Origin of the sequence: Lentzea sp. NPDC058436 (genome assembly GCF_042721515.1) — a bacterium.
Taxonomy (GTDB): Bacteria; Actinomycetota; Actinomycetes; order Mycobacteriales; family Pseudonocardiaceae; genus Lentzea.
This window is the reverse complement of record NZ_JBHXLF010000008.1, coordinates 175,205-201,309: the sequence shown is the minus strand read 5'-3', so window position 1 is coordinate 201,309 and position 26,105 is coordinate 175,205. Positions and strand designations below refer to the sequence as shown.

Here is a 26,105-nt window from a genome sequence, read left to right as displayed (position 1 = left end):
TACTCGCGGCGACCATGATCAATTCTGGCAGCCGCTCACTACCGGGCGATCTCGACCTCGACACCGAGCACCTCGTTGACCTCCGCCGCGCTGACCGCACCCTCGCGCAGGATCAGCGCGTCGGGCCCGGTGAGGTCGACGATGGTCGAGGCGATGTTCTCTCCGCTCAACCCACCGTCGAGGTACACGGGCACGGCGTCACCGAGCTGGTCACGAGCCTCCTGCGCACTGGACGCCGGCGCGTGCCCGGTCCGGTTCGCACTGGACACGGCCATCGGACCGACGTCCCGGAGGAGTTCCAGCGCGACCGGATGCAGCGGCATCCGCAACATCACCGTGCCGCGCGTCTGCCCCAGGTCCCACGCCAGGCTGGGCGCGTGCGGCAGCACGATGCTCAACCCGCCGGGCCAGAACGCCTCGATGAGCGCACGGGCCTGCCGCGGCACGCTGAGCACCAGCCCGTCGATCGTGGTCCAGGACCCGACCAGCACGGGCACGGGCATGTCGGGCCCGCGCCCCTTGGCGTCGAGAAGACTCCGTACCGCTTCGGCGTCGAAGGCGTCGCAGCCGATCCCGTAGACGGTGTCGGTGGGCAGGACGACGAGGCGCCCGCTCCGCACCGCCCCGGCGGCCGCGGCAAGACCCGCCGCGCGGTTTTCCGGTTCGCTGCAGTCGTAGACCGTGCTCACCTCGGTGAGCCTAGCCAGCCACCACGACAGGGTGACGCGCTGCCCGCCCACTCACGACGGCGAACCTGTGTCCTCGTTCTCACTTGGAGCGCCCGAACACCCTCCGACCAGGCAAGGTTTCGACCCGAACGGGTCAGTTGGTTCAACGCATCCCCCAAACGGACGCGCAACTGTAAGGTCATGGGTCGACCACAGAGCGCAATCGGGGGAGGGTCGAGCTTCTGTGTCTGAAGAAGTGGTGACGAGCGGCAAGGTCGGCGGCTTCGCCGACAGGGCTTCCGGGGGAGCTTGGGACGGCATCTTCAGCGGCGGTCTGAGCGCTGTGATGGACGCCGGCAAGGCCGTGGCGGTGGCTGTCGAGACCCAGCAACTTTCCGTCGACCCGCAGCTGGTCGACGCGATGATCAAGAAGCTGACCGCGATGCAGGACGAGCTGGAGAAGGTCGCTCGGCAGTCCTCGGAGTTGAACCAGGAAACCAAGCTGGGGGGTGGATACGCCGAGGCGATCAGCCAGAACAACAGGACTTTCGGCACCGCCGCGCAGGCGACCCTCACCGACCTCAGCAAGGCGATCGACGAACTCAAGACGCAGATCGAGAAGAGCCGCGCCTCCTACCAGAACGTCGACCAAGCGGGTGCCAACTCGCTCAAGAAGCTTGGGAAGTGATGAAGCGCATCCTCATTGCCACGGCCATCGGCCTGGGCGTTCTCGTTTCCGGCTGTACCGGTTCGAGCACGACCGGCACTCCGACGCCGACGTCCGGCGGCTCGACATCAACCAGCGGTTCCGACACCTCAACGGGCCTGGAAGCGATCGCTCAGAAACCGTGCGACCTGCTCACCCAATCTGAGGCGACGAGCATCAACGTCAGCCCGACGGGCGAGGCGGAGAAGGTCGGTACCGCGGAGGGCTGCGACTGGAGCGAGAGCGGCAGGGGCGGGCTCCGCGTGGGCGTTCGCGCCAAGTCAGGTGTCAAGGACCTGACCCTCAACGGCGAGAGTTCGCAGATCAAGGTCGGCAAGTACGACGTGACCAAGGTCGAGGCACCGGACGGCGCCAAGGGCATGTGCACGTACTTGATCGCCGTCAGCGAGTCCTCGTCTGTCTCGATCATCGGAAGCGTCGGCCTCACCTCAACCGACACCGCGGCCGCCTGTGACCGCGCGGCCAAAGCAGCCGAACTGATCGCACCGAAACTGCCGTAGCAACTCCCTGGGGGATTCTCATGGCGCCCGTCGTCAGATCCGCTGTCCCGACGCCGAACGCGAACTACCCGGGCCAGCAGCACGAACAGATGCAGGCTCAGGTCACGCAGAACTACTCGCCGGACACGGCGACAGCGGTCAGCGACGCCTGGAAGTCGCTCGGCAAGTCGTTCCAGGAACTGGCCACCGACTTCACCATCCTGGTCAACGGTTCGCAGTCGGCATGGACGGGCAAGGCGGCCGAGGGGGTTCGGACCGCGCTCTCCAAGGTGGGGACGTTCGCCGAAACGACGGGCGACGGTTTCATGCGCACCTCCGATGCCATTGCGCAGCAACGAGATGCCTCGGTTCAGGCGAACAAGAGCATGCCCGAGCCGGTCAAGTTCAGCCCCCTGGACACCCTGAAGAAGTTCGCGGTCCCCGCCGTCATCTTCCCGCCGGCGATGGCGGGCGCCCCCTTCGAGATGATGGCCCAGCACAACGCGCAGCAAGAGGCCAAGGCCGAAGCGGTCCAGGTCATGCAGACGCGGGACAGCACGATGATGTCCGCCGCGATGTCCATGCCCACCATGGAATCCACGCCGCAGGTCACCCAGGACCAGGGCGTCACGCAGCCGAGCAGCACCACGAGCTCGCAGAGCCTGAACAACGTCGGCTCGAACCAGCGCTTCAGCAACAACAACGCGGGCATGCCGTCGAGCTCCAGCAACGGCACCACCAACGCCGCGTGGGTCGCGCCTCAGGTCAAGGACCCGTCGCTGCAGCAGCCTGGCGGTGGCAACAACCAGAACAACCCCGGCGGCCAGAACCGGCCGCCGTTCACGCCTCCCGGCATGTTGCCGCCTGGCATGCGTCCGCCCGGTGGCGGGCAGGGCCGGCCTCCCGGTGGCGGACCGGGCGGCATGCGCCCCAGCGGTCCTGGAGGCGCAGGTGGTGGTGCCGGCGGCCGGGGTATGGGTCCCGGCGGCATGGGTGGCATGGGTGGTTCCGGCCGCGGCATGGGCAGCTTCGGGCCCGCCACTCCCGGTGGCAGTGCCGGGGTCGCCGGTAGCGCCGCTGGCGGTCTCGGCGGTGCGACGGGTGCGGCCGCCGGCCGGGGTGCTGCGGGTGCCGGTGGCATGGGCGCCGGAGGTGGCGCCGGCGCGGGCAAGGGCGTCGAGGAGGACAAGGAGCACAAGTCCAACTACCTCGTGCCCACCGACGAGTTCTTCGACGACGATCGCATGGTCGCGCCGCCGGTGATCGGCGGATGAGGCAGATCGCGCGGCTCTCCCTGCCCGCGTTCGAGGTCCTCTGGGAGGACCTGCGGGCGGGAAGCGTCCCGTATCCCTTCGACGTCAGCACGCACGGCGAGACGCTCGACGAACGCGCGCGCGTCAAGGCTGCCGTGCACGCCGACCTCGAACGTCGGAACCTCGCACGCCGCGGCAGGCCGGAGCCCGAGCTGGAGGACGCGCTGAACCTGTTGGCGCGCCCCGAACTCCGCGTCATCGCACTGTGCATCCCCGACGTGAACGCGGAGACGCTGGTCCGCGCGAGTGTGGTGGCACGCGGCGGTTACGCGGTTTTGGTGACCCAGGAGGACACCTCCGTCACGCTGAACCTGGTGCAGCCCAACGAGATCGCCACGAGTCTCGCGAACGCGATGCCACCCGGCCGGCCGGGTCCTGGCAAGCCGGTGACGGTGCCGGCCCAGGCGTTCGAGGCCCAGCCGAAGCAGGAGGGCTTCCGTCAGGCGGTCCGGACGACGGAGAACGACGACGTCCGCCTCGCCAAGCAGATGCTGACCGGACCGGCGATCGGCAACGGCCACTTCATCGTGCAGATGGGTCAGGGCCGCGCCAAGCGCGACTTCCCGCCCGTCACGTGGATCGACACGAACGCGGGCCGCTACGCCAACGTGCCCGCCCGCTCCGGCTGGTTCACGATCAGCCCGGTCGACAACACGGGCCTGGCACGCCACCTCGGACAGGTTCTGGCGATGACCAGCGAACGCTGAACGGCGCCTCAGCAGGCGCACACGCGGTCACGCGCGAGGCGGCGGTTCCTCAGAGCGCGTGACCGCGTGCCCTCCCCGCCGAGAAACCTACGTCCATTCGGCCTCAACGTGACGAAACGTCGTGTATTTGGCCAGGATTTGGCCATCGAGCCCCACACCCGGCGACAACGCTCGGGCGAGCACGTGTCGGCACCCGAGACGTGTGTCATTTGCACTCGTTCGACGCATTGACAATTCGCGTTTCTGCGGACTCCGTCCCATTCCGATCAGGAACGACTATTGTTCCAGCAGCGGTACGAGAATTCATGTTGTTGTTGTCTCACCATGTCCCTGACCAGCACAGATGCGAAGTGCTCGATTCAATGACAGAAAGTGGACAGGACAATGTCAACTCCCGCGGGGGCGACGGGAAACGATTCGACGAGGTTACGCGACGACACCACCCGCTTCCTCTGCGGAGCCGCTCACCGCGACGAGGAGTTCGCGGATTCGGCCATTCGCGAGTACCTCGTGGAGGCCACTCGGTCGATTCCGCGGTCGCCGGGCGTCAACTCCGGCGCGGTGTTGCGGGAGGCGGTGGCGGCTCGGACGCGGCGCAAGGTGCGCGACGGCGTGTTGCTGGCATTGGCGCTGCTGGTGCTGATCGCCGGCAGCGGGACGTTCCTCGGGGCTTGGCTGGTGGTCGCGGTGGTCGTGGCGCTGGGGACTGGCGCGCGGCTGGCGTTGAACCGGCCGCGGAGGGTGATTCCGACGCACTCGCGCGCGCCGGCCGCGCTCGGCGCGATCGCCAGCGCCATCGCGCTCTACTTCGTGCTGTTCAAGTACATCGCCGAGATCGAAGCCGCCGACAGGTACTCCAGCAGGTACTGCAGGCCCAGATCCGTGGAGTGCGTGGACGAGAGCAGCGGCGGCTCGGCGGCGCCCCTGGTCATCGGGATCGCGCTGATCTTCGCGGTGCTGCTGACGGACCGGATCACGACCTGGCTGCTGGTCACGAGGAGCTTCCGGCGCGCCGGGTTCCGCACGAGCAAAGGCGCGCGAGAGCTGTGGCGAAACGAGTGGACCTTCCGAAGGCTTGGGCACTCGAACTACGCCGAAGCGCTCGGGCGCTACCCGATCGACGAAGACGACGCGCCTGACGACCCGGACGACGCGCAGGTGATCGTCTACCACGGCTATCGCCCGTTCGTCGGCTCCGGCACGATGTTCGAGCCGTGGTCCATGGCGCTGCCCCTGAAACGCGCTGAGGACAAGGCCGACGTGCCGCTGCCCGGTTTCGCCCTGCCGGAGCTGTACGAGCGCATCACGGCCGAACTGGTCAAGACGGGTCGCTCGCCGTCGCTCTCGCCGGGGCACCGGCTGAGCGAGCTGAGGACCGGCGACCGCGTCGTCATCTCCTCGGTCGAGCTGATCGACCACGTCGAGGACGACGAAGCGCGGATCGTGTTGCCACACAAGAACCACTCGCCCGAGATGACGGTCGGCAGGTCCGTTGTGGACGATCTGATCGCCAGGCCGATGGAGTGGATGCGCCACTTCCGCTCGTTCCAGGTCGAGACGTGGGACCGCGACGTCGTCGTCTCCGCCTACCTGACCTTCGGGCTCGACGAGCAGATGCTCTACGTCGAGTGGACGCCCTGCATCCTGTACCCGATCCACTCTCAGCACCGGAAGATCGACGTGCTGCCGGAGCAGTCGCTGCGGCCGTTCTTCGAAGCGGTGGTCGACCTGCTGAAGTTCCCCGCGTCGCTACCGAAGCGGTTCGCCACGGCCGTCGGCTGGATGACCCCGATCCGCCAGCCGGAGGGCACGTTCGTCGCGGAACGCTACGGCGCCAACGTCAGCCTGCGCGAGCTCGCGAGCATGAACCAGGTCGACAACTACTTCCAGCTCACGGACGTTGAGCGCTACGTCAAGGTCCTGGAGTCACGGCTGCTGCGCACGCTCGGCGAGTTCCTGGAGGGCAAGGGCATCTCGGTCACCGAGTTCATGGAGCAGGCCATGCAGGTGACGAGCAACAACGTGCACATCACGGGCCCGGTGATCTCCAGCAACGTCGGCACGACCGGCAAGGCGCGCACCGGCAAGACGACCGTCGGCAGGGGAAGCTCATGAACGAACGCAACTTCGAGATCCAGGGCCCCGTGATCGGCAGCAACATCGGCACGAGCGGTCGCGCCAAGACGGGGGACGTCCACATCGGACACATCCAGGACGTCAGCGCCGTGCTGCGGCTGCTCGACGAGCTGCGCGAGAACCTCAACGAGGCGCAGGCGCCCACGACCACGATCGAGGTCGTCGACGACCTGCGCGCGGAGGCCCGCAAACCCAGGCCCAGCAGGGACGTCGCGGACCACCTGATGGACAAGCTGGCGGACCGAGGTCTGGGAGAGCAGATGAAGGACCTGTCGAAGGCCTTCGACGCGCTCTTCTAGAGCTGACCGGCTCGGCGGGCGGTGGCGAACCGCGGCCGTCCCGCCAGGTCGGTGTGCGCGGCGACGTCCGTGAGCGCCCGGCGCGCGGACAACAGCGCCGGCACGGACTCGCCCTGCGTGTCGTCGTGCTCGATGCCGACGGACCCGCCGGGCTTGAGCCACCGCGCGGCCGCCCACACGACGTGCCGGATCACGTCCAGCCCGTCGGCGCCGGAGAACACCGCGTGGTGCGGGTCGTGCTCCCCCACCTCGGGCTGCACGGGAGTTCCCTCCGGCACGTAAGGCGGATTGCACACCAGGAGGTCGACCTGTCCGTCCAGATCGGACAGCAGCGACGGATCGGTGGCGTCACCGAAGTGCAGCCGGATCGGCGTGTCCCCTGCCGCTGCCCGCGTGTCGGCGTTGCGGCGCGTCCACGCGAGCGCCTTCGGGTCGATCTCCACCGCGTGCACCACCGCGTCCGGGCGGGCGGCCGCGATGGACAACGCCAGCGCGCCCGTGCCCGTGCAGAGGTCCACGACGACCGGCGCCGACACGCCGACCAGCGCTTTCAGGCCCCACTCCATCAGCAGCTCGGTCTCGGGCCGCGGCACGAACACGCCGGGCCCGACCTCGACGGAGATGGCGCCCATCGGCGCCCAGCCGAGGATGTGCTGCAACGGGATGCGCGAGGCGCGCACGCGAACGAGCTTGTGCAGCTGGTCGATCACCGACGGATCGACCAGCGGGATGAGCGGCAGCCGTCCGCGCTCGACTCCGAGCACGTGCGCGGCCAGGTACTCCGCGTCGACGCGCGGGCTGTCGACCCCCGCCTCGGCGAGGATCTTCGCCGCCTCGGAGATCGCGAGGCGGAGCGGCTGCCGGTTCATCATCGGGTAAGAAGCTATCTCAGAAGTTGATCATGTGCCCGGCCAGGCCGTGCACCGCTTCCTTGACAGCCTCGGACAGCGTCGGGTGCGCGTGGACGTTGCGCGCGACCTCGTGGACGGTGAGGTCCCACTGCTGCGCCAGCGTGAGCTCGGGCAGCAGCTCGGTCGCCTCGGGGCCGATGATGTGGCCGCCGAGCAGCTCGCCGTGCGTCTTGTCGCTGATCAGCTTCACGAAGCCGCCGGGCTCGGCCAGGCCGTGCGCCTTGCCGTTCGCGGTGAACGGGAACTTCGAGACCTGGACGTCGTAGCCCTTCTCGCGGGCCTGCTTCTCGGTGTAGCCGAAGGAGGCGATCTGCGGCTGGCAGAACGTCGCCCGCGGGATCATCACGTAGTCGAGCTCCATGGTCTCCGCGCCCGCGATGGTCTCGGAGGCGATGATGCCCATGGACTCGGCGGTGTGCGCGAGCATCAGCTTCGCGGTGACGTCACCGATCGCGAAGATGTGCGGCACGGACGTGCGGCCGCGGCCGTCGATGTCGATCGCGCCCCGGTCGGTCAGCTTCACGCCGGTGTTCTCCAGGCCGTAGCCCTCGACGCGCGGCACGAAACCGATGGCCTGCATGACCTTGTCGGCCTCGATGACCTCTTCGGCACCGTTCTTCGACACGGTGACGCGGACCTTCGGGCCGGACTCGTCGATCGACTCGACGCGGGTGCCGATGCGAACGTCGACGCCCAGCTTCTTGTAGCGCTTGAGGAGCTCGGCGGACACCTCTTCGTCCTCGAGCGGCACCATGCGGTCGAGGAACTCGACGATGGTGACCTTCACGCCGTAGTTGTGCATGACGTACGCGAACTCGACGCCGATGGCGCCCGCGCCGGCGATGACGATCGACTCGGGCAGGTCCTCGGTCATGATCTGCTCTTCGTACGTCACGACGCGGTCGGACTTCTGCGTGTTCGGCAGCATCCGGGTCGTGGCGCCCACGGCGATGATCGCGTGGCCGAAGGTGATCGTCTCGTCCCCGACGGTCAGGGTGTGGTCGTCGGTGAAGTTGGCCCACCCGTTGAACTCGGTGATGCCGTTCTTCTTCATGAGGAAGTGCACGCCCTTGACGCGCCCGTCCGCGACCTTGCGGCTGCGCTGCCACGCCGCGCTGTAGTCGAAGCTGACCGTGCCGTCGACCTTGATGCCGAACGTCTTCTGCTCGTGCGTGAAGATGTGCGCCAGCTCGGCGTTGCGCAGCAGCGCCTTCGACGGGATGCAGCCGACGTTCAGGCAAACGCCGCCCCAGTACTTCTCCTCGACGATGGCGGTCTTCAGCCCGAGCTGAGCCGCACGGATCGCGGCGACGTACCCGCCGGGACCCGCACCCACGACCACGACATCAAAGTGTGCGCTCATAAGCACAACCTAGCTCTTGAGCTGCACCTGCAAGAACTCAACCGTCCGTTTCCAGGCGTCCGCGCGGGCGTGCGCGGTGGCCTGCGGCGAACCACCACCCGAGAAGGTGACACCGGGCCCCGGATAGGTCACGTCGGTGGACGGACGGTGCGGCGGGCCCGCGATCAGGTGTCCTGCCTCGGGATACACGACGTGCTCGTACGGGAACGCGTGCTCGTGGTCCTTCAACCGTCGCATCGCGACATCGCTCAACTCGGTGCTCGGCCACCCGTCGTCCTGTCCGGACGAGATGAGCAACACACCGCCGAAGATCTTCTCGACGGGGATCTCGGTGTCCTCGGGCACGCCGTCCTCGGTGCTGAAGGCGAGCCTGAGCGGCACCGGCACGTCGTTGACGATCCTCTGCCGGAGCTCGTCACCGATCTCGTACGGCAGGTACGGCAGCGGCTGTCCCTTGAACGTCCACGACGCGGCCTCGTACGAGAGCTTCTGCAGCAGGTTGCCGCCGGGACCGATGGCCTGGGTGACGACGCCGCTGCCGACCACGCTCACGACCGCGCTCACCTGGGGGAACGTGGCGCCGATCAGCAGTGCCAGCTCGCCGCCGCGCGATCCGCCGACGACACCGATCTCGCCCGCGTGCCCGGAGAGGAAGTCGATCGCCTCGCCGAAGTACTCCAGCGGGATGTCGACGAGGTGCTCGGGCAGGCCCTTGAGGCCGAAGTAGCCGAGCGCGAACGTGACGAACCCGTGCGCGGCCAGGAGCGCCGCGTCGGTCTCGTGGAGGCCGCCCTCGGACCCGCTGAGCACGATGACGCCCGGCAGCTCGCCTCCGTCGTCCTCAGGGGCGAACAGCGTGCCCACGAGGCCGTTCTCGCGGACTTCGAGCCGCTCGACGCCTTCGGGGACCTGCTGCCGTTCGAGGACCCGGTCGCCGACGCCCTCCACGGAGAGCACGGTCGGTCCGGACTTGCCGCCGGTGCGTTCCAACGACCAGAAGAGGCCCATCGGGTCCACGCCGCGATAGCTGCCGTCGAGCGGTGCGTGCCGGGTGAGATCTACGACACCATGGTCGTCCGCCTCGAACACGGCATGAGAGGCGCGATCACCTGTGGACAGCTGGACGGTGACTGTCTGGCCGGGTTTCAGCCCCGCGACCCGCGTCTCGACCGGTTGGTCGAGGGGCGCTGTCTGAGGATTCACCAGGATCTCGGCCACAACGCGCCCCTCTCACGTCGGATTACCCGCCTGCGAGCCGTTCTGCCCGGTCAGCGGCGGCCAAGGCTTCCACCACCGCGTCCAGGTCTCCGTCGAGCACCTGGTCCAGGTTATGCGCTTTGTACCCAACCCGGTGATCGGAGATGCGTGATTCGGGGAAGTTGTACGTCCTCACCCGTTCACTGCGGTCAACGGTGCGGATCTGGGTGCGCCGCGCGTCCGACTGCTCCTGCGCCTTCTGCTCCTCGGCGAGGGCGATCAGGCGGCTCTGCAGCACCTGCATGGCGCGGGCCTTGTTCTGGAGCTGGCTGCGCTCGTTCTGGCAGGACGTGACGATGCCGGTGGGCAGGTGCGTGATGCGGACCGCGGAGTCGGTGGTGTTGACCGACTGGCCGCCCTTGCCGCTCGACCGGTAGACGTCGATGCGGAGGTCCTTCTCGTCGATCTCGACCGCGGCGGTCTCCTCGGTCTCGGGGAAGACCAGGACGCCGGCCGCGGAGGTGTGGATGCGGCCCTGGCTCTCGGTCACGGGCACGCGCTGCACGCGGTGCACGCCGCCCTCCCACTTCAGCCGGCTCCAGACGCCGTCCGGGGTCGTCGCCTTGGCCTTGATGGCCACCGTGACGTCCTTGAAGCCGCCGAGGTCGGAGTCGGTGCCGTCGAGCATCTCGACCTTCCAGCCCTGCCGCTCCGCGTACCGCGTGTACATGCGCAGCAGGTCCCCGGCGAACAGCGCGGACTCCTCGCCGCCCTCACCGGACTTGATCTCCAGCAGCACGTCGTCGCCGTCGTGCGGGTCGCGCGGCAGCAGCAGCTCGGTGAGGCGCTCCTCCAGCCTGGGGAGCTGCTCCTCGATCTCGTCGACCTCGCTCTGGAACGACTTGTCCTCTGCCGCGAGCTCCTTGGCCGCCCCGAGGTCGTTGCGGGCCTGCTCGATCTCCCGCGCGGTCTTCACGATCGGGCCGAGCGCGGCGTACCGCTTGCCGAGCTTGCGCGCCCCCGCCTGGTCAGCGTGCACGGAGGGGTCCGCGAGCTTCTTCTCCAGCTCGTCGTACTCGGCGAGCAAGCTGTCCAGCGACTGCGACACGACTCCTGCTTTCGGTTCTGGGTTCCCTCTGGAAACGGCGACGGCGCCCGCCCCGGCCGTGAAGGCCGAGGTCAGGCGCCGTGAAAGCAGCTACTTGTTGCGCTTGCCGTAACGCGCCTCGAAGCGCGCGACACGACCGCCGGTGTCCAGGATGCGCTGCTTGCCCGTGTAGAACGGGTGGCAGTTGGAGCACATTTCGACGCGAACCTCGGACGCCGAGGTGGTGCTGCGCGTGGTGAACGCGTTGCCGCAGCTGCAGGTCACTTCGGTGACCGTGTACTCGGGGTGGATTCCACTCTTCAAGATCTTGTCCCTTTCAAGGATGGCCGCCGGGTCCCTGTTGGTGAACGGGTGAACCGGAGCCGGACTCGACCGTTTAGTTTGCCAGACCGTTCAACACGTGCAAAAACGCGGTTGTTCCCGAGCGCCTGCCGTGGCTCATGTCACAACCGCTTAACCTCGCCGGTACGCCGTTCGGCGCAAGGTGTCACCGTTCGGCCAGATGCGGCTGCGTGTTGTTGGTGGGTGTCCATCAGACTGTGTGCCGTGTTCTGCACCCTAGAGCGGCCCATGGACCAGCGGTTGTGGCTGGTCGTGCCGTTCGTGTTCTCCGCCGCCGTGTTCGGCCTGATGGGGTCGGCCGGGCTGCTCACCGCCGCCTGGAGTTCGGTGCCGTTGTCTCCGGTCGTCTCCGGGGCCGGTGTCGCCGTGGCTGCCGCCGTGTCCGGTGGGGTCCGGTGGAGGCGCGCCTGGCAGCGGACCTGGCTGCGGTGGCCGTACCTGGCCGGCGTGCTGGCCCTCGGCGTCGTGGTCGGGGCCGTGGAGGTGCCGGCCGTGGTCGCGACCGTGGTGGGGCTGCCGGTGCTGCTGGGGCTGGTCTTCCAGTGCCTCGTGCAGAGCGATGAGCGCCGGCAGGCCGCTGACTGCCGCTGACGGCCCGTTCGCGCAGGCCTGCCCGTCTTCTTCGGCATTCGAGTGATGCGCACGAAAAAGCCCCCGCTGACCTGCAGCGGGGGCAATTTCACGTGAAACTTACGCCGGTCGTCAGTCCTGCTCGGCGCCCGGCGTCGTCTTCGCCACCTGCATCAGGAACTCGATGTTGGTGCGGGACTTGCGCAGCCGGTCCAGCAGGAGGTCGATCGCCTGCTGGCCGTCGAGGGCGTGGAGCACTCGGCGGAGCTTGTGCGTGACGGCCATCTCGTCCGGCGAGAGCAGCAGCTCTTCCTTGCGGGTGCCGGAGCTGTCGACGTCGACCGCCGGGAAGGTGCGCTTGTCGGCGATCTTGCGGTCGAGCTTGAGCTCGGCGTTGCCGGTGCCCTTGAACTCTTCGAAGATCACCGAGTCACCCGCGGAGCCGGTCTCGACCAGCGCCGTCGCGATGACGGTCAGCGAGCCGCCGCCCTCGATGTTGCGAGCCGCACCCAGGAAGCGCTTCGGCGGGTACAGCGCCGTCGAGTCGACACCACCGGACAGGATTCGGCCGGAGGCCGGGGCTGCCAGGTTGTAGGCGCGGCCGAGACGCGTGATCGAGTCCAGCAGGACGACCACGTCGTGACCCATCTCGACCAAGCGCTTCGCCCGCTCGATGGCCAGCTCCGAGATCGTCGTGTGGTCCGACGGCGGGCGGTCGAAGGTCGAGGCGATGACCTCGCCCTTCACCGAGCGCTGCATGTCGGTGACCTCTTCCGGACGCTCGTCCACGAGGACGACCATCAGGTGGCACTCGGGGTTGTTCGTCGTGATCGCGTTCGCGATCGACTGGAGCACCGAGGTCTTGCCGGCCTTCGGAGGCGAGACGATCAGGGCGCGCTGGCCCTTGCCGATCGGCATCACCAGGTCGATGACACGGGTGGTGAGGATGTGCGGCTCGGTCTCCAGGCGCAGGCGCTCGTTCGGGTAGAGCGGCGTCAGCTTCGTGAAGTCCGGGCGGTTGCGCGCCTCTTCCGGGTCCAGGCCGTTGATCTTGTCGACGCGGACCAGCGGGTTGAACTTCTGGCGCTGCTGCTCGCCGTCGCGCGGCTGGCGGACGGCGCCGGTGAGGGCGTCGCCGCGGCGCAGGCCGTACTTGCGGACCAGCGAGAGCGAGACGTAGACGTCGTTCGAGCCGGCGAGGTAGCCGGAGGTGCGGACGAACGCGTAGTTCTCCAGCACGTCCAGGATGCCCGCGACCGGGAGCAGGACGTCGTCGTCGCGCACCTCGGTCTCGCGGTCGCCACGACCGCCGCCACCCTGCTCGTCGCCGCGGCCACCGCGCCTGCGGCGGTCGCGGAAGCGGCCACGACGGCCGCCCTCGTCGTCGTCGGACGGGCCGCCACCCTGGCGGTCGCCGCCACGGTCGCCGCGGTCGCCACGCTCGTTGCGGTCGCCGCGGTCGCGGTTGCGGTCACGGCCGCCGCGCTCGTTGCGGTCACCACGGTCGCCGCGGTCGGAACGCTCGGAGCGCTCCCCGCGGTCCTGGCGCTCACCGCGGTCGGAACGCTCACCGCGCTCGGGCCGCTCGCCGCGCTCAGGGCGCTCGGCGCGCTGCTCGGACTGCTGCGGCTGGCCCTCGCCCTCGGCGTTGCCGCCGCCACGGCCGGAACGGCGGCGACGGTTTCCGCGACGCCCCCCGTCCTCGGACGAGCGGGCGTCGTCGCCGGCGGGAGCCTCGGCGGCGGCGGGCTTCTCCGCTACCTCGAGCTGCTGCTGAACAGGCTTTTCGACGGGCTTCTCGACGACCTTGGCAGCAGGCTTCTCAGCCGGGGCCTCGGCCTTCGCGGCAGCCTTCTCGGCTTTCGCGGGCTTCTCGGCCTTCGCGGCCGGGGCGCCGGAGCCCTGCTTCTCCTTGATGGCCGCGATCAGGTCGCCCTTGCGCAGGCCTGCGGTTCCGGTGATGCCCATTTGGCCGGCGAGCTCGCGGAGTTCAGCGAGCACCATGCCGGACAGACCCGCGCGGCGGCGCGGCGTCGTGCCGTTCGATGGGGTGGACAGAGCGTTCTCCTCGGCTCCAGAACCAGCGGCAGCTGCGACTTCGCTGCTCAGCAAATCGGTGTTGGTCACACAAGTCCTTCCTGACCAGGCCCCGCCTCCTACGCGGCCCAGCGGACCCGCCTTCCCACTTCAGCGGGGAACGGCGGTCAAGTCCGATGAAGACGGAAGCACGACGGCTTCCCTCCAGCACGGGACTTTTCTCAGATCACGGCGATCGGGTGCCTTTTCGCGTCCGCCCCGCCCCGCACGGCACAGAGCCGGAACACAAAAGGATTGCGACCCGGAACGAGTGTCCGAGCGCGACACCGGCGCCCGTGCGCGCAGTGACTGATCGCCCCCGAGGGTAGACGCCGGTCCTCCGCCATGCAACAACCGGGGTCGCGCGTGTCAGTCCAATGGACGAACGCGCACGCCGGAGGCGTCGACGTCGAGTCTGCGCACGTCGAAGCCGTGCGTGTCGACCTCGGCCGGAAGATCACCGAAGGCGATCACGGTGGGTCCCGCTCCGGACACGCAGGCGGGAACTCCGAGCTTGCGAAGATCGTTGATCACCCGAACGGTGTCGGGCCATGCGGGCTCGCGGTAGTTCTGGTGGAGTCGATCCTCAGTCGCGGCAAGGAGAACGGACGGATCCCGCGTCAGCGCGTGCACGGCGAGGGCAGCGCGCCCCGCGGCGTGCGCGGCGTCCACGTGCGGCACCTCGGCCGGGAGCAGGCCGCGCGTCGTCTTGGTGGACGACTCCTGCGACGGGATCAGGACGAACGGGCGCACCCGTGCGTCGGCGTCCATCCGGACGGCGCGGTAACGCTCTCCTTCGGACCACGCAACGACAACTCCGCCGAACAGCGAGGCGGCCGCGTTGTCCGCGTGCCCCTCGAACTCGGCGGCGATTTGCAACGCGTCCGTGTCCGACTCGCGACCCGTGAGGGTGAATCCGGCTACGACACCCGCCACGATCGCGGCGGCCGACGAGCCCAGCCCGCGTGCGTGCGGAATGGCGTTGCGGCACTTCAGCGCCAGCCCGCCGGTGTAGCCGGTGGCGCGGACGGCCCGCACGACGAGATGGGTCTCGTCGAGCGGGACGTCACCGGAACCGGCACCCTCCACGGTGATCGAGAGGAAGCCGGCCTCCGCGGAGGTGACCTCCACCTCGTCGTGCAGGGCGAGCGCCATGCCCAGCGCGTCGAACCCCGAACCGAGGTTCGCGGTCGACGCGGGGACGGAGACGAGGAACTTCACGCGAGCTCCAGCGCGTGCGCGACGGCGCCGGGGTCGACCGGGACCGGCTCGACCTCGGTGGTGCCGAGCAACGCGGTGTCGGGGTCCTTCAGACCGTGGCCCGTGACGGTGCACACGACCGTCGAGCCCTTGGGCAGCCTGCCGTCCTCGGCGGTCATCAGCAGACCGGCGATGGACGCGGCCGACGCCGGCTCGACGAAGATGCCCTCGGACGACGCCAGCAGGCGGTACGCGGCGAGGATCTGCTCGTCGGTGACGGCGTCGATCAGGCCGCCGGACTCGTCGCGGGCCTTGACGGCACCCGTCCACGACGCCGGCGAACCGATCCGGATGGCGGTCGCGATGGTCTCCGGGTTGGCCACCGGCGCACCGCTGACCAGCGGCGCGGCTCCCGCGGCCTGGAAGCCGAACATCTTCGGCAGGCCCATGTCGTACGACGTGTAGCCCTTCCAGTACGCGGTGATGTTGCCCGCGTTGCCGACCGGCAGGCAGTGCACGTCCGGCGCGTGGCCGAGCACGTCGGCGACCTCCCACGCGGCGGTCTGCTGACCGACGAGCCGCACGGGGTTGACCGAGTTCACCAGCGTGACCGGGTACTCGGCCGCGGTCTTGGACGCGAGTTCGAGGCAGTCGTCGAAGTTGCCGTCGATCTGCAGGATCTTCGCGCCGTGCATGACGGCCTGCGCGAGCTTGCCCATCGCGATCTTGCCGCTGGGCACGAGCACGGCCGCCGTGAGGCCCGCCTTGGCCGCGTAGGCCGCCGCGGATGCCGACGTGTTGCCGGTCGACGCGCAGATCACGGCCTTGAGGCCGGAGGCGAGGGCGTACGTCATCGCCACGGTCATGCCGCGGTCCTTGAACGAGCCGGTCGGGTTCGCGCCCTCGACCTTCACGTACACGTCGCAGCCCGTGGCCGCGGAGAGGCGCTTCGCGTGCACCAGCGGCGTGCCGCCCTCGTGCAGCGTCACGACCTCGGCGCCCTCGGGGATCTCGATGCAGTCCCGGTAGGCGTTGATGAGACCGGGCCAGCCTGCTCTCGCGACGTTCATTCCTTCTGGGCTCACTCTTCGCCCTCCACCCTCATGACGCTGACGACGTCCCGCACCACGGGGAGGCCACCGATTTTGTCCACAGTGGACCGCAGCGCGGCGTCGGTCGCCGCGTGCGTGACGATCACCAGGCTGGCGTCCTCGGTGCGGCCTTCCTGGCGCACCGCGGCGATGCTCACGTCGTGCTCGGCGAACACGGCGGCGACCTGCGAGAGGACACCCGCCTTGTCCGCGACGTCGAGGCTGATGTGGTAGCGGGTGGGCGTGTTCCCCATGGGCTGCGCGGTCAGCGCGGCGTAGGCCGACTCGCGCGGGCCGTGCCCGCTCGCGACCATGTTGCGCGCCACGGCGACCAGGTCGCCGACGACGGCGCTCGCCGTGGGGGCGCCACCGGCGCCCTGCCCGTAGAACATCATCTCCCCCGCCGCGTCGGCCTCGACGAACACGGCGTTGAACGCGCCGTTGACGCTCGCCAGCGGATGCGTCCTGGGGATCATGGCCGGGTGGACTCGAACGGCGACTGACTCCTGGCCGGACGGGCTGACCACGCGTTCGCAGATCGCGAGCAGCTTGACCGTGCGGCCGAGGCCTTTGGCGGCCGCGATGTCCGCCGCGGACACCGCGCGGATGCCCTCGCGGTACACGTCCGACGCCGTCACTCGCGTGTGGAACGCAAGGGACGCAAGGATCGCGGCCTTCGACGCGGCGTCGAACCCGTCGACGTCCGCGGTCGGGTCGGCCTCGGCGTAACCGAGGCGCGAGGCCTCTTCGAGCGTCTCCGCGTAGCCCGCGCCCGTGGCGTCCATGGCGGACAGGATGAAGTTCGTCGTGCCGTTCACGATGCCCATGACGCGCGTGATGCGGTCTCCCGCGAGGGACTCCCGCAACGGGCGCAGCAACGGGATCGCGCCGGCGACGGCGGCCTCGAAGTAGAGGTCCGCGCCGGACGCGTCGGCCGCCTCGAACAGGTCAGGGCCGTGCTCGGCCAGCAGCGCCTTGTTCGCCGTCACGACGGACTTGCCGTTGCGCAACGCCTCCAGCAGAAGGCCGCGCGTGGGGTCGATCCCGCCGATGACCTCGACGATCACGTCCACGTCGTCCGACTTCACGAGCGCCGCGGCGTCCGTGGTGAGCAGGTGCTCCGGCACTTCACGGTGTTTGTTCGGCCTGCGCACGGCGATGCCGGCGAGCTCAACCGGCGCACCGATGCGCTGGGTGAGGTCCTCGGCCTGGTCCGTCAGCAGCCGGACTACCTCCGTGCCCACCGTGCCACAGCCGAGCAAGGCGACCCGAATCGGTTTCACGGCTTTCATACCTCCAGACGGAACAGGTCGTCCTCGGTCTCGCGACGCAGCAGCAGCCGCGCCTCCCCGTCGGTCACCGCGGCGAGCGCGGGCCTCGGGAGTCGGTTGTACCCGCTCGCCATCGAGTAGCAGTAGGCCCCTGTGGCGGCGATCGCAACCAGGTCACCCGGCGCGAGGTCGTCGGGCAGCCAGCAGTCCCGCACCACGATGTCACCGGACTCGCAGTGCTTGCCCACCACACGACACAGCACGGCCCTCGATTCGGGCTCGGACGCGCGTGAGACCAGCTTGCAGTCGTAGACCGCGTCGTACAGCGCGGTGCGGATGTTGTCGCTCATGCCGCCGTCGACGCTGACGTACCGGCGGCGCGCGCCACCGTCGAGCTCGATGTCCTTGATCGTGCCGACCTCGTACACGGTGACCGTGCCGGGGCCGACGATCGCGCGGCCGGGCTCCACCGCGATGCGGGGCATCTCCAGGCCGTTGTGCTCGCACTCCTTCTGCACGATGTTGTGCAGCTGCCGCGCGAGCTCGGCGGGCGGGGGCGGGTCGTCGTCCGGCGTGTAGGCGATGCCGAGACCGCCGCCGAGGTCGACGACGTTCAACGACGGGACGTCGCCGTGCTCCTCGCGGATCTCGGAGAGCAGGCCGATCACGCGGCGCGCGGCGACCTCGAAGCCGGAGGCGTCGAAGATCTGCGAACCGATGTGGCTGTGCAGGCCGACGAGTTCCAGGCCACTGGCCTTGAGCACGCGGCGCACGGCCTCGGCCGCGTCGCCGGAGGACAGCGAGAAGCCGAACTTCTGGTCCTCGTGCGCGGTCGCGATGAACTCGTGCGTGTGCGCCTCGACGCCGACCGTCACGCGGATCAGGACCTTCTGCACCACACCGCGTTCGCGGGCGATCTGGTCCAGGCGCGCGATCTCGTGGTACGAGTCGACGACGATCCCACCGACGCCCGCCTCGACGGCCGCGACCAGTTCGGGAACGCTCTTGTTGTTGCCGTGCAACGCGATGCGCTCGGCCGGGAAGTCGGCCCTGAGAGCGATGGCGAGCTCGCCGCCGCTGCAGACGTCGATCGAGAGGCCCTCTTCCGCCACCCACTTCGCGACCTGCACGCTCAGGAACGCCTTGGAGGCGTAGTGCACGAGCGTCGGGTCGCCGAACGCCTCGGCGTGCTCGCGGCAGCGCGCGCGGAAGTCCTGCTCGTCCATGACGAACAACGGGGTGCCGTACTGCTCGGCCAGCCCGCGCACGTCCACGCCCGCCAGCTCCACGACGCCGGCGTCGTTGCGCTTCGCGTTGCGGGGCCACACGTGCGGCGTCAGGTAGTCGAGCTGGTCCGCGGTGGAGGGGCGGTCGCCGGCGGTGTTGCCGGGGACCATGACGTCGGCGTGCCGGGGTCCGGCCGGATGCGCGCGCATCACATGCGCTCCGGGGCGGTCACGCCGAGCAGGCCGAGGCCCGCGGCGAACACGCGCCTGGTCGCGTTGACGAGCTGAAGCCTGACCTGGTGCAACGGAGTCGTCTCCTCATCGCCGCGCGGAAGGACGCGGCAGTCCTGCTGGAAGCGGTGGTACGTGCCCGCGAGCTCCTCGAGGAAGCGGGCGACGCGGTGCGGTTCGCGCAGTTCGGCGGCGGTGGCCACCACTCGCGGGAACTCGCCGATGGTGCGGATGAGATCGCCTTCGCGCTCGTGGGTGAGCAGCGCGAAGTCCTCACCTGGGGTGATGCCGAGGTCAGCGGCGTTGCGCAGGATCGACGACGTGCGCGCGTGGGCGTACTGCACGTAGTAGACCGGGTTCTCGTTGCTGTGCTTGCGCAGCAGGTCGAGGTCGATGTCGAGGCCGGAGTCGACGCTGGACCGGACCATGGCGTACCGGGCGGCGTCCACGCCGACCGCGCCGACCAGGTCCTCCATCGTGATGACGGTGCCGGCGCGCTTGCTCATCCTGACGGGCTGGCCGTCGCTGACGAGGTTCACGAGCTGGCCGATCAGCACCTCGACGCTGTCCGGGTCGTCGCCCAGCGCGGCCGCCGCGGCCTTGAGGCGCGCGATGTAGCCGTGGTGGTCGGCGCCGAGCATGTAGATGCACAGGTCGAAGCCGCGGCCGCGCTTGTCGACGAGGTAGGCGATGTCGCCCGCGATGTACGCCGGGTCGCCGTCGCTCTTGATGACGACGCGGTCCTTGTCGTCACCGAAGTCCGTGGACCGCAGCCACCAGGCGCCGTCCTTCTCGTACAGCGAGCCGTTGGCCTTGAGCTTCTCGACCGCCTCGTCCACGCGACCGCTGCGGTGCAGCGAGTCCTCGTGGAAGTAGACGTCGAAGTCGGTGCCGAACTCGTGCAGGCTGCGCTTGATCTCCTCGAACATGAGCCCGACGCCGACCTGGCGCACGGTCTCGGGGTCGCTCAGGGCCCCTGGTTCGCGGCGCAGGACCTCGGCGGCGATGTCGCTGACGTACGTGCCCGCGTAGCCGTCCTCGGGGGCCGGTTCGCCCTTCGCGGCGGCGATCAGGGACCGGACGAACCTGTCGATCTGCGCGCCGGCGTCGTTGAAGTAGTACTCGCGGGTGACCTCGGCGCCACGGGCCTTCAGAACCCTGCCGAGCGCGTCACCGACGGCCGCCCAGCGCGCGCCACCGAGGTGGATGGGGCCGGTCGGGTTCGCGGAGACGAACTCGAGGTTGATCCGCTTGTCCTGGAGCTCGGAGCCGGTGCCGTAGCCGTCCGTGAGAGCCGCACGAACGATCGCTCCCTGGGCCTCGGTGGCGATGGTGAGGTTCAGGAAGCCCGGCCCGGCCACGTCGGCCTTGGCGATGGCGTCCTGGGCCAGCAGGGCCTCCGCGAGCCACGTGGCGAGGTCGCGCGGCGGCACCCCGGCCTTCTTGGCGAGTTGCAGGGCGACGTTCGTGGCGTAGTCCCCGTGTTCGGGGTTCCTGGGTCGCTCGACCGTCACCTGCTCGGGGAGCGCGGTGGCGTCCAGGCCTCGGTCGTTCAACAGCTGGGCAACCGTGGTCCGGACCAGATCGGCGAGCACTTCAGGGGTCACGACAGAAGAGTTTAGAGAAGCGTTGTCGCAGGTCTCGACCGGGTTACCGGGTCTCGGAGGGTGAGACGGCAAGTGTTAACGCGCACGTGGTAATGCCCTGCGCTGACAGTGATCAGACACGATGTCCCTACACTGGCGCCGGTTGACCAGGACGACATCTGAGGCGGACATGACCAGCGGCAAGAAGACGAAGGCCACGCGCAACAGCGTGGCCGCGGCCCGTTCCTCGGTGGTGGCGAGCAAGCCTAAGCCGTGGGGCACGATCATCGCGGTGATCGCCGTGCTGGGCCTCGCGGGCGGTGTTTTCGGATATGCGTACTCGCAGATCCACGCGAACAACGTCAAAGAGGCCGCCCTGGCCAAGTGGAAGCCCTCCGACACGAACAAGGACCCGTCGACCGCGCTCGCGGGCATCGTGATCAAGGAGTACAAGGGCTCCCGTCACGTCACGGCCGACCAGCGCGTCGCCTACGACCAGACCCCGTCGTTCGGCGGCCCGCACGACGCCACGTGGGCCGACTGCACCGGCGTCGTCTACGACAAGGCGATCCGCACGGAGAACATCGTCCACGGCCTGGAGCACGGCGCGGTCTGGATCGCGTACAACCCGGACCAGATCAAGGACGAGGCCCTCAACAAGCTGAAGGTCAAGGTCGAGGGCATCCCGTACATGGCGCTGTCGCCGTTCCCGGGCCTCGACAAGCCGTTCTCGCTGCAGTCGTGGGGCCACCAGCTGAAGCTGGACAACGTCGACGACGAGCGCGTCGACCAGTTCATCTCGTCGCTGCTGCGCAACCCGAACACCTACCCCGAGGTCGGCGCGTCCTGCGAGAACCCGCAGTTCCTGTCGAACCCGGCCCCGTTCGTGGCCGAGAAGCCGGGCGCCGACGCCGTGCCGATGGACGGCGGCAAGGACGACTCGCAGACCGAGGGCCAGCCCAACACCAGCACGCCGCCGTCGTCGAACTCCGTGTCGACGCCCCCGTCGAGCTGATGACCGCTCCGACCGACACCGACGAGAGGTCCGGCGGCCCTTCGGGGCTGACCCGGACCCTCGTCATCGGCGCGGCCGTGCTGGCCGTGCTCCTGCTGGGCGCGGCCGTCGGCCTGCTCGTGAAGCTCCCCGGCTCCTCCTCGTCGTCCGCGGCCCCGGCCTCCGGTTCCGTGGACGTCGGGTTCTGCCAGGACATGTCCATGCACCACCTGCAGGGCATCCAGATGGCGAACATCGCCCGTGACCGCTCCACCGACCCGGAGATCCGCCAGCTCGCGTTCGACATCTCCTCCACCCAGCTCGAACAGGTGGGGCGGATGAAGGGCTGGCTGATGATGTGGAACGAGCACGAGCAGAACATCTCCGGCGTCTACATGAAGTGGATGGACGCGGCCGGAGTGCACGGCCACGGCGCCACCACCCCGGAGGCGGGCAAGCCGATCATGCCCGGCATGGCCACCACCGAGGAGCTCACCAAGCTCCGCACCGTGACCGCGGGACGAGACTTCGACGTCTACTGGCTCCAGCTGATGCTGCGCCACCACCAGGGCGGCGCCCCGATGGCCGAGTACGCCTCGACCGCCGCCGGTCAGCCGTTCATCAGGACGCTGTCCGACAACATGCTGAAGTCGCAGTCCGCCGAGACCGAGCTGATGAAGGACTACCTGGCGAAGCGCGGAGCCGCCCCGCTGCCGTAGCCGGTACCGCTGATCAGTGCGATTGGGCCGTCCCCGAGGGTTGGGGGCGGCCTTTTCGCTTGCCCGCACAAGGCGACCACACACGCAGCAAGCCGCCAACCGCAGTCGCCCTCGCAGGGCGATCCCGCACGCATGCCAGGCGCGTGGTGCCAACCGGACAGCCGAAGGCGCAAGGCCGACCACGCACGCAGCCTGGCGTGGCGATGCGCAGCGAGCCGTCTGAACTATGAGGCGATGGGTAGCGGTGCACACCTGCATTGGCGATTGGGGCTTGACCTTGAGGGGCGGGGTGCTACCCCTTCGGGCACGGCCGGGCGCTTTTCAGCCCGGCCTTTCCGGCCGTCAAGCACCCCGCCAGAAGCTCAAGGTCAAGCCCCAATCGCACACACAAAATCGTCAAGACCCGCGCGAGCACCCTCGCAAGGCGACCCGACCCCACAAACGCGACCAACCCCGCCAAAACCGCCACCAGCCCGCATTCCCGACCCGCACAACCCCACCCGCACCCAACGTGCCCATTCGCCGCTCAACCCATGGACAACCGCCTACCCCTGAGTAACGTGGGTCACACCCCTACTCGGAGGTAACCATGACCGTCGACGAGCGCGCGGCCAGGCAGGTCGCCGAACAAGCACGGGAAACCCGCTGGCAGCGACCGAGCTTCGGCAAGGAGCTCTTCCTCGGTCACTTCCGCATCGACCTCATCCACCCGCATCCGAGTGGCACCACCGAGGACCGCACCCGAGGCGAGGCCTTCCTCGCCAAGCTCCGCGAGTTCACCGAGAAGCACATCGACAACACGGTGATCGAACGCGACGCCCAGATCCCGGACGAAGTCCTGAAGGGCCTCAAGGACCTCGGCGCGTTCGGCATGAAGATCAAGCCCGAGTACGGCGGCATCGGCCTGACCCAGGTCTACTACAACAAGGCCCTCATGCTGGTCGGCAGCGCCAGCCCCGCCATCGGCGCGATGCTGTCGGCACACCAGTCCATCGGCGTCCCGCAGCCGGTCGCCATGTTCGGCAGCCAGGAGCAGAAGCAGGAATTCCTGCCCCGGTGCGCCAAGGGCGAGATCACGGCGTTCCTGCTCACCGAACCGGACGTCGGCAGCGACCCCGCCAGACTCGGCACCATCGCGACGAAGGACGGCGACGACTACGTCCTCAACGGCGTGAAGCTCTGGACCACCAACGGAGTCGTGGCCGACCTCCTCGTCGTCATGGCCCAGGTGCCGGACAGGGGCATCACGGCGTTCGTGGTCGAGGGCGACGCCGAGGGCATCACCGTCGAGAACCGCAACGCGTTCATGGGACTGCGGGGCCTGGAGAACGGCGTGACCAGGTTCCACGACGTCCGGGTGCCGGCGAAGAACGTGATCGGCAAGGAGGGCGCCGGTCTCAAGATCGCGCTCGCCACCCTCAACACCGGACGGCTGAGCCTGCCCGCCCTCTGCGCCGGCAGCGCCAAGTGGTGCCTCAAGATCGCCCGCGAGTGGTCGGGCGAACGGATCCAGTGGGGTCTTCCGGTCGGCAAGCACGAGGCCGTCGCGGGCAAGATCGCCTACATCGCCGCGACCGCGTACGCGCTGGAAGCCGTGCTGGACCTCAGTTCCGAGCTCGCGGACGCGGGCAGCCACGACATCCGCATCGAGGCCGCACTGGCGAAGCTCTACGCGAGCGAGAAGGCCTGGCTGGTGGCCGACGAACTGGTCCAGATCCGCGGCGGGCGCGGGTACGAGACGGCGGAGAGCCAGGCGGCGCGCGGGGAACGCGGCATCGCGGCCGAGCAGGTGCTGCGGGACCTGCGCATCAACCGGATCTTCGAGGGCTCCACCGAGATCATGCACCTGCTGATCGCCCGTGAGGCGGTGGACGCGCACCTGAGCGTCGCCGGCGACATCATCGACCCGGACGCCGACCGGCAGGCCAAGGTGAAGGCGGCGGCGAAGGCAGGCGGTTTCTACGCGAAGTGGTTCCCGACGCTGATCGTCGGCAAGGGCCAGACCCCGGTCGGCTACACGGAGTTCGGACCGCTCGCGAAGCACCTGCGGTTCGTCGAGCGGGCGTCGCGCAAGCTGGCGCGGCAGACGTTCTACGCCATGTCGCGGTGGCAGGGGAAGATGGAGCGCAAGCAGCGGTTCCTGAGCCGGATCGTGGACATCGGCGCCGAACTGTTCGCGATCAGCGCCGCCTGCGTCCGGGCCGCTCAGGACGGCAACCCCAACTCCCAGGTGCTGGCCGACGCGTTCGCCAAGCAGGCGCGGATCAGGGTCGACGAGCTGTTCGAGAAGCTCTGGAAGAACACCGACGACAGCGACCAGGCGGTGGCCAGGCAGGTCCTCGCCGGTGAGTACGCGTGGCTGGAGGAGGGCGTCGTCGACGCGTCCATTCCTGGCCGATGGATCGCGGACTCCACACACCACGAGTCGACGGCGGCGAACGTCCACCGGCCGACGCCCCGCTGAGCCGTTGACTGCCCCACTGGACCGTTGACTGCGCTGAGCCGTTGACTGCACTGGGCAGGCTGATGGTGGTGCGGGCGCGGCACCTGCCCAGTGCACGGTCGGTAGGGGGCTACGTCCCCCGCATCCCCCTACCGACTCCCCTTGCAACGGAAGGACACAACCCTCCAGGAGGAGGTGCCGGTAACGCTAAGCCACAAAACACCGTTAACAGTTACGACAATTGAGTGAACTACCAGGTGAGGGGTACTCAACTACTCTCAGAGAGTAACTTCGAAGACCAATTCACGAGCGGCTTCGAGACCCATCGCGATGGCACCGGAGAGCACCGCCCCGTCCCCCAGCGAGCCCGCCACGATCCGGGGCGCCAGCGGCGTCATCGTGCGCAGCCTCGCCTCCATCGGTTCGAGCAGCAGGTCGACGTTCGACCCGACCCCACCACCCAGGACGACCAGCTCCGGGTCGATCACCGCGGCGACGGCGGCCACCAGGAACGCGAGCCGTTCCGCCTCCGCCCGCACGACCTCCAGCGCCGAGGCATCGCCGGAACGCGCCTGCGAGAAAACCTGACGAGCCGAGCGCGCCGTCAGCCCGAGCTCACGTGCCCGCGCCACAACGGATCCCGCCGACGCCGCGTCCTCGAACTGTCCACGACGGACGTCCGAAGAGGACTCACCGAACGGCAGGAACCCGACCTCCCCCGCCGCGCCGTGCGCGCCGCGGAACAGCTTGCCGTCCACGACGATGCCCATGCCGACACCGGTGCCGACCGTCGCGCACACGAACACGCGGGCGTTCCGCGCCGCCCCGTAGACGTGCTCGCCCAGTGCGGCCAGGTTCGCGTCGTTCTCCACGACCAGCAGCGGACCGAGCGACGACTCCAGTCCGTCCATCACGCCGAGCGACTCCCAGCCCGGCAGTTGCGGCGCGTGCCGCACGACCCGCGAGCGCTGGTCGATCACTCCCGGGCTGCCGATCACCTTCACCACGACGTCCGTGAGAGCGATCCCAGCGTCCGCCACGGTGCGTGAGGCCAGGTCGGTCACGGTGCGCACGAGCGCGGCGGCCGACCGGCTGCGGTTGCGCTCGTCCACGCGGGCCACCACCGACCCGCCCAGATCGGCCAGCGCCGCCCGGATCCGTTCGCGGCCGATGTCGACGCCGAGCACGTAGCCGGCGAGCGGGTTCGGCTCGTAGACCACGGCTGACCGGCCAGGACCCGCTGTCGTGCGGCCGATCGGGCGCACGAGCCCGTGACGTTCGAGATCGGCCAGGGCCTGGCCGACGGTCGGTTTGGACAGCCCGGTGTCCTTGGCGACCTGGGGCCGCGTGGCGGCACCCAGACGGCGCAACAGGCCGAGCACAGCGCGTTGGTTGAGCACGCGCATGCCCGCTGGTGTACCCACCTCTGGCGGCTTGCGGTCGCTCAC

Annotated in this window: 23 protein-coding genes; 10 read left to right on the top strand and 13 right to left on the bottom strand. The window is 69.0% G+C overall.

Features of this window, described 5'->3' with window-relative positions:
• Positions 1–38: 38 nt before the first annotated feature.
• On the bottom strand, positions 39–689 hold the full coding sequence (locus ACFWN2_RS27530) for an L-threonylcarbamoyladenylate synthase (RefSeq protein ID WP_382432108.1): 651 nt from the start codon (positions 687–689) through the stop codon (positions 39–41).
• A gap of 238 nt (positions 690–927) precedes the next feature.
• Between ACFWN2_RS27530 and ACFWN2_RS27525 the strand changes: the two genes are divergently transcribed.
• The 6 genes from ACFWN2_RS27525 to ACFWN2_RS27500 all read left to right on the top strand — a co-directional run bounded on the left by ACFWN2_RS27525 (position 928) and on the right by ACFWN2_RS27500 (position 6,329).
• Positions 928–1,356, top strand: coding sequence for a type VII secretion target (locus ACFWN2_RS27525; protein ID WP_382432106.1), 429 nt, complete (start codon positions 928–930; stop codon positions 1,354–1,356).
• Positions 1,356–1,895 carry a DUF3558 family protein gene (locus tag ACFWN2_RS27520; protein WP_382432104.1) on the top strand — a complete coding sequence of 180 codons (540 nt, stop codon included), beginning with the start codon at positions 1,356–1,358 and terminating at the stop codon, positions 1,893–1,895. Before ACFWN2_RS27525 ends, ACFWN2_RS27520 begins: the two co-directional genes overlap by 1 nt.
• A 20-nt stretch (positions 1,896–1,915) precedes the next feature.
• On the top strand, positions 1,916–3,148 hold the full coding sequence (locus ACFWN2_RS27515) for a hypothetical protein (protein WP_382432102.1): 1,233 nt from the start codon (positions 1,916–1,918) through the stop codon (positions 3,146–3,148).
• Positions 3,145–3,894, top strand: a complete 750-nt coding sequence (locus ACFWN2_RS27510) for an ESX secretion-associated protein EspG (protein WP_382432100.1) — start codon at positions 3,145–3,147, stop codon at positions 3,892–3,894. The genes ACFWN2_RS27515 and ACFWN2_RS27510 overlap by 4 nt, the downstream gene beginning before the upstream one ends.
• A gap of 384 nt (positions 3,895–4,278) precedes the next feature.
• Positions 4,279–6,009 (top strand): hypothetical protein, encoded by a 1,731-nt coding sequence (locus ACFWN2_RS27505; RefSeq protein WP_382432098.1) that lies wholly within the window; start codon positions 4,279–4,281, stop codon positions 6,007–6,009.
• Positions 6,006–6,329 carry a hypothetical protein gene (locus ACFWN2_RS27500; RefSeq protein ID WP_382432096.1) on the top strand — a complete coding sequence of 108 codons (324 nt, stop codon included), beginning with the start codon at positions 6,006–6,008 and terminating at the stop codon, positions 6,327–6,329. Before ACFWN2_RS27505 ends, ACFWN2_RS27500 begins: the two co-directional genes overlap by 4 nt.
• Here ACFWN2_RS27500 and prmC read toward each other — a convergent pair.
• The 5 genes from prmC to rpmE all read right to left on the bottom strand — a co-directional run bounded on the left by prmC (position 6,326) and on the right by rpmE (position 11,211).
• On the bottom strand, positions 6,326–7,198 hold the full coding sequence (gene prmC, locus ACFWN2_RS27495; RefSeq protein WP_382432261.1) for a peptide chain release factor N(5)-glutamine methyltransferase: 873 nt from the start codon (positions 7,196–7,198) through the stop codon (positions 6,326–6,328). The genes ACFWN2_RS27500 and prmC overlap by 4 nt on opposite strands.
• A 19-nt stretch (positions 7,199–7,217) precedes the next feature.
• Positions 7,218–8,603, bottom strand: a complete 1,386-nt coding sequence (lpdA, locus tag ACFWN2_RS27490; RefSeq protein WP_382432094.1) for a dihydrolipoyl dehydrogenase — start codon at positions 8,601–8,603, stop codon at positions 7,218–7,220.
• A 9-nt stretch (positions 8,604–8,612) separates the two neighbouring features.
• A complete protein-coding gene (locus ACFWN2_RS27485) occupies positions 8,613–9,821 on the bottom strand; it encodes an acyl-CoA thioester hydrolase/BAAT C-terminal domain-containing protein (protein WP_382432092.1) in 1,209 nt (402 codons plus the stop codon).
• Between the two features lie 22 nt (positions 9,822–9,843).
• On the bottom strand, positions 9,844–10,908 hold the full coding sequence (prfA, locus tag ACFWN2_RS27480) for a peptide chain release factor 1 (protein WP_382432090.1): 1,065 nt from the start codon (positions 10,906–10,908) through the stop codon (positions 9,844–9,846).
• 90 nt (positions 10,909–10,998) lie between these two features.
• Complete coding sequence (rpmE, locus tag ACFWN2_RS27475; protein WP_089921602.1) at positions 10,999–11,211, bottom strand: 50S ribosomal protein L31; 213 nt, start codon at positions 11,209–11,211, stop codon at positions 10,999–11,001.
• Between the two features lie 243 nt (positions 11,212–11,454).
• Between rpmE and ACFWN2_RS27470 the strand changes: the two genes are divergently transcribed.
• Positions 11,455–11,841: a hypothetical protein gene (locus ACFWN2_RS27470; RefSeq protein ID WP_382432087.1), complete on the top strand. Its 387-nt coding sequence runs from the start codon at positions 11,455–11,457 to the stop codon at positions 11,839–11,841.
• Positions 11,842–11,952: 111 nt separating this feature from the next.
• On the opposite strand, the gene rho is transcribed toward ACFWN2_RS27470, so the two are convergent.
• From rho to argS, 6 genes are all read right to left on the bottom strand, one after another.
• On the bottom strand, positions 11,953–13,947 hold the full coding sequence (rho, locus tag ACFWN2_RS27465; protein ID WP_382432085.1) for a transcription termination factor Rho: 1,995 nt from the start codon (positions 13,945–13,947) through the stop codon (positions 11,953–11,955).
• Between the two features lie 318 nt (positions 13,948–14,265).
• Positions 14,266–15,117: a homoserine kinase gene (gene thrB, locus ACFWN2_RS27460; protein WP_382432083.1), complete on the bottom strand. Its 852-nt coding sequence runs from the start codon at positions 15,115–15,117 to the stop codon at positions 14,266–14,268.
• Entirely contained in the window at positions 15,114–16,166 is a 1,053-nt protein-coding gene (gene thrC / locus ACFWN2_RS27455; protein ID WP_382432259.1) for a threonine synthase, read from the bottom strand. Before thrC ends, thrB begins: the two co-directional genes overlap by 4 nt.
• Before the next feature lie 11 nt (positions 16,167–16,177).
• Positions 16,178–17,479 carry a homoserine dehydrogenase gene (locus ACFWN2_RS27450; protein WP_382432081.1) on the bottom strand — a complete coding sequence of 434 codons (1,302 nt, stop codon included), beginning with the start codon at positions 17,477–17,479 and terminating at the stop codon, positions 16,178–16,180.
• The gene (lysA, locus tag ACFWN2_RS27445) at positions 17,476–18,894 is read right to left on the bottom strand and encodes a diaminopimelate decarboxylase (protein ID WP_382432079.1); all 1,419 of its coding nucleotides are present in this window, start codon (positions 18,892–18,894) and stop codon (positions 17,476–17,478) included. The genes ACFWN2_RS27450 and lysA overlap by 4 nt, the downstream gene beginning before the upstream one ends.
• The gene (argS, locus tag ACFWN2_RS27440) at positions 18,894–20,522 is read right to left on the bottom strand and encodes an arginine--tRNA ligase (RefSeq protein WP_382432077.1); all 1,629 of its coding nucleotides are present in this window, start codon (positions 20,520–20,522) and stop codon (positions 18,894–18,896) included. The genes lysA and argS overlap by 1 nt, the downstream gene beginning before the upstream one ends.
• Before the next feature lie 169 nt (positions 20,523–20,691).
• On the opposite strand from argS, the gene ACFWN2_RS27435 reads away from it, so the two are divergent.
• From ACFWN2_RS27435 to ACFWN2_RS27425, 3 genes are all read left to right on the top strand, one after another.
• Positions 20,692–21,516 (top strand): DUF3105 domain-containing protein, encoded by an 825-nt coding sequence (locus ACFWN2_RS27435; protein WP_382432257.1) that lies wholly within the window; start codon positions 20,692–20,694, stop codon positions 21,514–21,516.
• Complete coding sequence (locus ACFWN2_RS27430; RefSeq protein WP_382432075.1) at positions 21,516–22,214, top strand: DUF305 domain-containing protein; 699 nt, start codon at positions 21,516–21,518, stop codon at positions 22,212–22,214. The genes ACFWN2_RS27435 and ACFWN2_RS27430 overlap by 1 nt, the downstream gene beginning before the upstream one ends.
• A 589-nt stretch (positions 22,215–22,803) precedes the next feature.
• The gene (locus tag ACFWN2_RS27425; RefSeq protein ID WP_382432073.1) at positions 22,804–24,678 is read left to right on the top strand and encodes an acyl-CoA dehydrogenase family protein; all 1,875 of its coding nucleotides are present in this window, start codon (positions 22,804–22,806) and stop codon (positions 24,676–24,678) included.
• Between the two features lie 257 nt (positions 24,679–24,935).
• Here the strand turns inward: ACFWN2_RS27425 and ACFWN2_RS27420 are convergent, their stop codons facing one another.
• On the bottom strand, positions 24,936–26,063 hold the full coding sequence (locus ACFWN2_RS27420) for an ROK family protein (RefSeq protein ID WP_382432255.1): 1,128 nt from the start codon (positions 26,061–26,063) through the stop codon (positions 24,936–24,938).
• Positions 26,064–26,105 lie beyond the last annotated feature (42 nt).